This window comes from Evtepia sp., from assembly GCF_034090835.1.
Classification (GTDB): domain Bacteria; phylum Bacillota; class Clostridia; order Oscillospirales; family Oscillospiraceae; genus Evtepia.
On record NZ_JAXDRS010000040.1, the window covers coordinates 1 to 8,832 of the forward strand.

Consider the following 8,832-nt stretch of genomic DNA (forward strand, 5'->3'; position numbering starts at 1 on the left):
CCCGTTGCCGCCCAGGGCCTTGTAGGCCTGGAACATCTCCTTCACGTCTTCCTTCTCATCCAACGACACGTTTCCTCGGTCCACGCACCGTTCCACGTTTCGCCGCACCCGGTAGGTCATGAGGACCTTAAGCCCGGTGACGATCGCGTCCAGCTTCTTGTCCTCGTTGTCCTTCTTGTGCCAGTGCCGGTTCAGGACCGCCGTCACAATCGTGGAAAGGCCCGTGCTCCCAAGCACCGCGCACACCAGCATTACAACAACATCTTCCATTTATTCACGCTCCCTTTTTCTGGATTCTGTGTTTATCCTACCAGCCCGGGGACGGGATTGCGCCCCCGGGCGGAAGGATTTTTAAAATTTGATGTAGTTGGCTGGATTAACGTACTCACCATTTAATTTGAGTTCGATGTGAAGGTGGGTCGCATACGGCCTACCCAATTTATCTGTCCCGGAATTGCCCACCTCGCCGAGCACTTGGTCCTGAGACACCATATCGCCGGGCTTGACGTAGATGGCGTTGCAATGCTGATATCTGGCGATCACTCCATCTGGGTGCATCACGTCAACGAACTTTCCCCGGGCGGAGGAGCTGGATACCGCAACCACCTGTCCGCCAACAACAGAAGTGAATGGGGACCCTTTTGCAACTCCGGCAATATCAACACCCATGTGATCTGAGGACCCGTAGCTGATGTTCCGCTTCCCAAACCAAGAGGAGACTCGTCCGCCGCTCACAGGTCTATGGTACGTCCCGTCCCCCACGCCGGAGTAGGTGGCAGCGGTGTCTTCGTCCTCCGCATTAGCTTCTTGCCCAGCCATCCACTGTTGAATGAATGCATCCATCCCGTTGCCAGACATTACGTCATCAAGCCAAGCCTTCTTGTTCTCAAATACTTCGGCAGACTTCTTCCGGATGTCTTCGCTAACGTTGAGGGCGTCGAGCACCATCTCCCGCATATCGTCCGGGATAGGAATGCCGGATGCTTCTGCTACCGCGCGGATCTTGATGCTCTTAGAATCCTCGATATCCTTCCCGTTGCTCTCTCTCTTCTCACCTGTGATACCGCTGGTCAAAGTCTTAAGCATGAGGAAGTTGCCAAGATCGTACCCCGCGTTGATAATAGCCTGAATATTTCTCGCCTCATCGGTGATGCCGTACTTTCCGTCGGAGGCCTGGAATGCAGCCATGCTGGAGGCATATTCCTTCAACTTGTTTTCTACAGCCTCCTGCTGTTCCGGCGTCATATTCTTGTAGGTGTCGGTGCCCTGGATGGTTTCCAGCGCCGGATCAAAGATGCTGTTATACTGATCCTTGTAGACAGCCAGTTTTTTGAATTTCTCCTTATCCCGGTCGTAGACAGCCTTTTTCAGGCTTGCGACGGAAAGGCCCATATCCTTGGCGATCCGATCAAACAAGTCGGTGTTCCCCACAGCTAACGCATCGGAGGCGATATCTAAAAACACACCCTTCCGGATCCCGTTGGGCTGGTACAGGGTTTTGGTCAGCCAGTATTCCATGTCCAGGTTGCCCGTCTCCCGGAAGGTGGTCTGGGCAATCGCCAGAATGTCCCGCTTGAGGTTGGCCACCGACTGTCCAAGCAGGTTCGCCCCGGCTGCCAGGAGGTTGGCTAAGGCGTTGCCCAGGGTCAGCCCGTCTCCCTCCATAGCCTTGACAAAGGTGTTGAAGGCTCGGATGAGGGCGGCAAGAGGCTCCGCATCCATACGCTTGACTTGATAGCCCTCGAGGATAGACCAGATGTCCTTGAGGTAGGGGATTTGTCTGGTTGGGTCGATAGCGCCTATTAGATTTCCGAAGAACACATTCTTTGCACGTTCTCGGTTGCTCTCCTCCTCACCGGTCAGGCCGGTCCAGTGGGACAAGACCTTTTCCCAGTACGTTTTGTCCCGGTCATCGTCCCGCAGTGCGTCCGCAATGGACATGGCCGCAGCGGTCAGAGCGCCGGCAATGGACAGGCACAGCACCGCGCGGCCCAGCTTCGCGCCTGCCTCCGCCATGGCTTCGGACCCTTTCCCCTTGGCCTCCTGGACGCCGTAGGCCGCGTCCAAGGCCATGTTGAAGGCCTTGGTGGGCTCACTCATGAAGCTGGTGGCCATGCGGGCTGCCGCATTCTGGATTCGCATAAGGTGGCTCTTTTGGAGTACTCCGTCCACCACCTGGCTGTCGTCGATCACGTCGGCGAAGCGGTCGGCGGCGTACTGGTAAAATTCGTCCGTGCCACGCTCGAAGCCCTTTGCGGCCGCCTCCATCTTTACTGCATCCCAGATGGCCGTCCACGTCTTAGCATCCATTACCCCGATGGGCTTCATGAAAAAGTCGATGGCCTTACTGCGCAGGCTCCCGTTGTGGAACAGCTGCTCCTCCATAGAGTGGCCAATGTCCGCGTCGTAGTAGCCCCAGCGCTTCCACAGGGCGATGGGTGCGTACTTCTGGACCTCCTGCCACCCAGAGCGAGAGGAAAACGGCGCAACATTCTTAGCTAAGGCCGCGGAAAGCCGGACTGGACTCAGCATATTCCCGGCCCGCGCCAGGGCGGTGGGCTGCTGAAGGACCACGCGCAGGTTCCCGCCGATGACGGCAGCCTTGTAGTTGCGCATAAGCCCGTCAAACAGGCCCGGCTCCGTCTTGACTACCACGCCGTTCAGGTCCGCGTCCAGCTGCTTCCAATAGTCCTGTCCCGCCTTCCCGAGCAGGGACTCTACCTCCCCCTGCACCGTGCCCGTCGCCACCCCGTCCTCGTAGAACTTGAAGTTATAGATCCGGCGCAGATTCTCCATGGCTCCCAGGTGGGAGGCATAGGTGGCCATGCCCGCCACCTGGCCGGTGAACACCTGGAACACGTCTCCCACCAGAACGGCGTTCTTCGCCTCCGGTACAACACCCTTGGCGTGGCCCCACCCGGCGATGGTGGCCCCTTGCGCCTCCTTGCCACGGTCCAGACGCACCGAGTTTTTATCCACCTCCAAGGGCCAATAGTTCTTCTCATTGAACTTCTTGTAATTGTATACCTCCATGCTGGCCTTGTTTCCCCAGCCGCCCAGGGTGTTTGTGGAGAAGTCTTGCAGCTTGTCTACAAAATCCTTCTGCGCCTGGGTCAGTTCGCCCAGTGCACGTAGCAGCTCATCCTGGGTCAGGTGGACAGGCCGCACAGTCCGGTCACGCCACAGCCCACGCTCCTTGCCGGTCTCCTTCGTCCGGATGCCGCCCGCTAAGATGTGCCGCAGGGCCTGAGGGCGCTTGGACAGGGCGTAGAGATTCATGAGCTGGGCGGTGGTCAGGTTCACATCCCCGTCCGCGAAACGGAAGGTGCGGGTCTGCGTGGAGAGTTTCGCCGCTTCGATCTTCCCCAAGTCTCCTTCCAGGAAATCCGACGCCTCCTTTAAGTACGTGATCCGCTGGTCTCGCGCGTCCCGCAGCATCCGGTAGATCTTATTGCCAGTCTCTCCGAACCGGGCGAAGAAGACGTTGGGCGTCATCATCTTCACCGTGGTGTGTTTGGACAGTTCCCCCACTGCTCCTCTCAGCTCTCTCTTCTTTCCCCGCTCCATGGACACAGCACGGATTCCCTCCGCTGCCTCCTGGATGGTCTGGAACCTGGCGCTGCCAAAGGCTTTGTTGGCAGAGCGGATACTCCCCTCCATCATGCGTACCGCCTGCCAGATGGTTTCCGTCTGCTCTGCCGACAGTTGATGCAAGGGGGTGTTCCGCCACTGGATGACCTGGTCGATGGCCTCCACCAGCGCCGGATCCACCACCATGTTTTGACCCACCTCGCCGCTTTTATCCTCCAGAATGGCCTTGTACGCCTCCCGCAGCTGCTGGAAAGCTTCCGTGCGCTTGGTGACCGCGTCGGGGCTTTTCTTGCTGGGCTTACTTTCCAGGTTCACCGCGTCCAGCAGGGCGGCCACCGCCGTGCGCAGATTCTCCGGGATGTGCTGCTTGTCGCTGGGCCGCAGGAGCTTGGCGGAAAGCTTGCTCAGGCGCCGCACGATCTTGCCCCGGTTCTCCCGGGCCTGGCGCTGCTCCCGCAGTTCGCCGCGCTGGGTGGCGTAGTGCTCCCGCAAGGCTTTGAGCTTGCGCTCCTCCCGTTCCTTTGCTTTGGATTTTGCCTTGCGCACGGCCTCCCGGCGCTGCTCCCGCAGGGCCTGGAGTTTGCGCTCCTCCCGTTCCTTTGCCTTGGTTTTCGCCTTGCGTACCGCCTCCTGGCGCTTCTCCGCCCAAACGTCTGCGGCGGTCTTCTCCTGGTGCAGGTCCAGGAACGCGCCCAGCAGGTCGTTGGCAACGCTGTCCAGGGTGAAGGCCTCGTCCGCGTCCGGATCGCCCAGGCTGTCTCGGACCTCCTGCATCCGGGCCTGCTGCTCCTCTGCGCTGTCCAGCGGGTCGAACAGGTCTGGGTACTCGGTGACCAGCGCATCATAGGGGACGCCGCCCTCCAGCTTGCCCCGCAGGTCCCAGGCGTCCCCTAATTCGGGGCTTACCAGCTGTGCGGCCAGGGCTCTGGCGTGGTCGGTAAACTCCTGCGGCCCCCAGTCACTCCGAGCGTAGTCGTTGTACAGGGCTTGCAGACCCCCGGTGAAGGCGTCTACGTCTACGTCCTCCATGTCGTAGGCCCGCACAAGGTCCTCGGCCACCGCCCGCACCTCCTCCGGCTCCATGGTGACAGTCCGCCGAGTGGTGCGCTTGGTCTGCCGCTTCCAGTAGTCCAACTGTTCCCGGAGCGCCCGGTTCTCCTCGGCCAGCTTCTCTGCGGCATAGTCGCTGCCTTTGAGGGAGTGAGTTGCGCTTTCGTTGTCCGCTGTATCATTTTTGTTGACATTACTGTTAAACTGTGATATATTGCTTTCAAAGAATCCATCTTTGTTCAGAGCCCCCGGCAATTGTAGCTTGGAATGCGTGAACAAAGATTGGGTTCTTTTTTTGTTGTTGTACAGGATTCGTCCGTTCTCGATCCCGGCCTGAATGAAGGAGCCAAAACCCGCTCTCCCGTAAACAGAAGTAATGAAGTTGCTGGAAACTTCAACGTTGTTGTAATTCCCGTGTCCGTTTGGGTGGACGGAAACGATGATCGGGAGACCATCCGGATCAAACTCCTGCGTAACTAAAACCACATCTCCCTTTTTGGAGGCGGATTCCATTACGATTGCTGCTTGCGCAATCAGGTCCGGAAGGCCCTTAATCGTTTTCTCAGGGAGGCCGTGCCAATGATTATTTTGGGGAGACTTTTCGTGGTGGATGTCCCGCAAATGTTTCTGGGTGAGAAGCATTGGGAAACTTTGTAACCCGAGGTCTTGTAACAACTTCGGGGTTTCCATAACGTAGATCGCGGTATGCGGATCAAGTTCCCCGTTCAGCGCAGCCTCCACCTGCTCTTCATAACTCATCTTTAAGCTATATCGAGTACCATCCGGTGTTTCTACCTCGCCGTCCATCTGGGCGGCGTTTTCGCTTCCCGTGGCTCTCTGGGCCTGCTTGGCCTGTACCGTGGCGGCCTGGTAGGCCCGCTCCAGCAGGTCGGCGGCCCGGTTGGCTGTCTGCTTGTGCCGTCCGGTGAGCTTGCCCGCCAGGGCCTTCACCGCGTGCAGGAAGCGGCCCAGCAGGCTCTTATTCGCCCGGTTGTTCTGGATGAACCGGCTCAGCAGTCCCTCGTCCTCGATGAGCGTGCCGGCGTAATCCGCCGCCACCTCGTCCATAGCCTGGGCCTGGGAAATGTCCTTTCCGGCAGCGCGGTATCGGGCTACCTTCTCCGCCACCGTGTCCAGCACCCCGTCCTCCCGCATCACATAGTCTCGGAAAGCGTGGTATTCCTCCGGAGCCAGCTCCTGGATGCCGTGGGTGATCTCATGGCCGAACAGATACCGCACCGGGTTCCGGTTGCCGCGCTCGATGCGGATCTCGTTGCCCTGGATCTCTGCGTTGGCCACACCGCCGGACACCTCGTCCCGGAAGGTGACCCGTTTGCCAAGCGCCTTTGCCACCTGGTTGATCTCCTCTGCCGCCTGTTTGGGAAGCTCTGCCTCCACGTAGCGGTCATAAACCAACCCGGCGTCATCGCCTTTGTAGACGGACGCGAACTGCGCCTTGTACCGGTCGTTCTCCAGCTTCACCGCCCGGTCCCTCTGGCCGGAGGCATAGGCCGCCTCCGTCTGGGCGGGGGTGAGGCTCCCGGGGACCTGGACCTGGGCCTGCTTCACCCCGGCGAGAGCCTGGTTGTATACCTTGGCAAAGCCACGGAAATAGGCGGCGGGGTCCGTCCCGGGCAGGGCGGCGAAGGAAAAGGCTTTTCTTCCATTTTCTCCCAGGGTGTTCACCGCATCGTCCAGGGCTGCCTGCACACGGCTCACACTGGGCGCTGCCGTTCTCGTGGGACCGGTTGCCGCTCTGGCGGACGGTGCGGCGGCTGCGCGGACAGGGGCAGCCTGCTGCGCCGCAGGAGTAAACACATTGGCTCTTCCGTCCGCGCCAGCGGCCTGGGCACGGCGCACCAGCGCGTCTAAGCCTACAGGGGTACGGGGCATGGACTGCCCGCTTGCCGCGCTCACAGGGCGCTGTAGGGCTTGCTGGGGCGTGTTCCCCCGAGGGGCAGCAGGAACCGCCTGCTGGCTTTGTACGCTCACAGGGCGCTGTGATGCCTGCACCTGTACTGTCCGGGGCTCAGCTACCGGTGGAGGCGCGGTCTGCTGGGTAATGGTGGTGGTGGGTGCCTGGGTGTTCGCCACGCTGACCGGTCTCTGTGCCGCTTGACGCAGCGCCTCTCCGTTGTTGAAAGAGGCAGCTTGCACCACAGGGCGGGAGACCGCGCCGACAGCACTGGCCGCCCCGGCCATGGGACCGGCGGCGATCGCTCCGAGGGCGGCGTTGTGGGCCAGCTCACCGAAGGAGAAAGAAGCGTTTGGGTCGCCTGCAATTTTGTCTGCCCCCAAGTTAGCCAGATAGGCGGCGCTCTCTTCGGCGGCTTCGGTCGCCATCTGCCCTGCAACATTGCGCAGAACGCCCTTTCCGCCGCTCTTAAAGATGCCGCCCAGGCGGGCCAGGGGGATCGCTTCCGTGCCTGCTTCGATCCCGCCGGAGAGCAGGCCGCGCACCAGTGCTTCGTCCACGCTTCCGCCATTGGTACGCACCTCGTCCATCTTAGCGCCCGCCGCTTGCGCACCGATGTACGCCATACCAGCCGCGGGGTTGAGTGCGGCCAAGGCGTACCCCGGCGCATTTTGGAGCACAGACAGCGAGGCTTCTGTGGCCAGGCGTTCCGCGGCGTTGTCCGCCGCTGCCGAGAGGAGCGCCTGGTAGTTGGCGGCCTTTCTCAGACTCTCGTTCTGGACATAAGGCCCCTCTTCTGCTTTCGGAGGCTCCCGGCGCACGGGGCGGCCGTTCCCGTCCCGGAGGGTCACCTCGCCATTTTCTCCCCTGATGCTATCGCCGAGTGTATCGAAAAATGATTCAAAGCTTCCTTTGATCCCGTGCCCAACGGCAGGGAAGTATTTGCTCTGCGCGGCTGCATCCAACTGAGAAGGCGTGTATCTGGGCCGTCCGTGGGCGTCTACATTTTTCTGTCCAGGCTCCCGGTCCAGGAACCTTTTGTTGCGTTCCATGTCCCAGGCTGCGGGATTTCTGAGCGTGTCATACTCGGCGTTCAGCGCCGCGTTATACAGCGCCTTGTTCCCGGTGCGCCGGCCCTCCTCCTGGAAGAGTTTTGCACTGCGTAAGGCTCTAAGGCCCTCGTCGCTCATGGAATGAAGCTGACGGTTGGTCACCTCTGGGGTGAGGTAGTCGCTCCCGCTTTCCCCACCGGAGAAGCCTCTGCCCCAGCGGATCTGCTCCGCTATGGTGTGGGCAGCAGCCTTGATCGTCTGCCCATCCGCCTTCCGGCCCTGCTTCTCCAGAAGGTCGCCCTTGTCCCAAAGGGCTTTGGCCTTCTGAATCTCCATCTTATCCACCGTAGAAATCCCGGGCTGATTCACCGGGTACAAGGCATCTCGCATCATCTGGGTGGCAGCTGCCCGGGACCGGCGGTCTGTAGCGCCTTCCTGGGCCGCTTTTGCCTGGGCGATCCGGTTCTCCTGGGCTTTTTGCGCAATGGACTCCAGGCGCTGCTGGAACTCCTCCGACCAACCCGCCGTTTCGGCCAAACTGTTCTTGCTCCAGCCTTCCTGACGGATCCGGTTATGCTCCTTGAGTACGCCAAGAGGGGTGGGGAAGGCTTTTTCCCTGCTGTTCGTTTTCGCAGGAAAAGAAGTGCGCCAAGGGATTGTCGCCGCCTGCCCTTTCGCTGCTGTTGGGTGTGCAGACCGGTTCGCAGGAGCCTGCTTTTTCGCGGTCTGGTTCCGGGTGGACGCTTGCTGGGCCGATTCTGTTTTCCGCGCCGCAGCCTTCTGCATCCGAGCGAACACCGGTTCATTGATCGTTTTGGCGATGTTCTCCAGCTCCGTCCCGTTGAAGTTTCCTTCCCCGAGATTCCCCAGGGTGTAGCGCAGGTTCTCCAGCATCATGTAGAGGTAATTGGTCACCTGCAACAAATTCTCCCGATCGCTCTTCGTCTCGTCCAGGCTGGGAAAGGACACGTCCGCCGCAAACAGATTGGTCGGCATTTGCTCACCCCCTTATCCAGGTTTATACTTCACGCCCGGCTCTACCACGCCGGATAGGTCCGTCTGTTCCACCCACAGGCCGCCTATCTTCTTGTACACCTTTGTCGCGCCGTGCCACGCCCCGCCGGACTTAATAAAAAACTGCTCGTTGTTGTAGGTGTAGGAGACGGTGAGATCTGAGCCGTAGTAACGGACGAAGGAATTGGCCATGCCGCCATACATAGACGT

The 8,832-nt window shown here is 60.2% G+C and carries 3 protein-coding genes; all 3 read right to left on the reverse strand.

What is annotated here, in order from left to right:
* Positions 1 to 270: hypothetical protein (locus SOR61_RS07600; protein ID WP_320612067.1), on the reverse strand; the 270-nt coding region annotated here is incomplete at its 3' end.
* An 81-nt stretch (positions 271 to 351) separates the two neighbouring features.
* Positions 352 to 8,604 carry a peptidoglycan DD-metalloendopeptidase family protein gene (locus tag SOR61_RS07605; RefSeq protein ID WP_320612068.1) on the reverse strand — a complete coding sequence of 2,751 codons (8,253 nt, stop codon included), beginning with the start codon at positions 8,602 to 8,604 and terminating at the stop codon, positions 352 to 354.
* Between the two features lie 12 nt (positions 8,605 to 8,616).
* Positions 8,617 to 8,832, reverse strand: a 216-nt coding sequence (locus SOR61_RS07610) for a hypothetical protein (RefSeq protein ID WP_320612069.1), incomplete at its 5' end; no start/stop codon positions are given.